Annotated in this window: 1 protein-coding gene; it reads right to left on the reverse strand. The window is 49.6% G+C overall.

The window, feature by feature from the left end; all coding sequences use genetic code 11:
* On the reverse strand, window positions 1-244 hold a 244-nt coding region (locus R0J87_RS23640; RefSeq protein ID WP_498889435.1), incomplete at both ends, for a spermine/spermidine synthase domain-containing protein.

A 244-nucleotide genomic window follows, 5' to 3' on the forward strand; every position in this document is an offset into this window, starting at 1 on the left:
CAAGTCCACCAACCTGACGGATACACCATTTGCGGGAACAATAACGTTTGCAATGCATCAAAACCAGCGTCCTGCATAGCCTGACGCATATCTTTCAACAACGGCATATGAATAAGTGGCGATTCACTTTGCTGCACTAAAATTCCGCCCTGACGCAGGGCTTTACGGCAGCTGTCATAGAAAGCGCGGTTAAACAGGCCTTCACCCGGGCCAATAGGGTCGGTTGAATCGACGATGATCACAT

Source organism: Halomonas sp. SIMBA_159 (genome assembly GCF_046536035.1).
GTDB lineage: Bacteria > Pseudomonadota > Gammaproteobacteria > Pseudomonadales > Halomonadaceae > Vreelandella > Vreelandella venusta_A.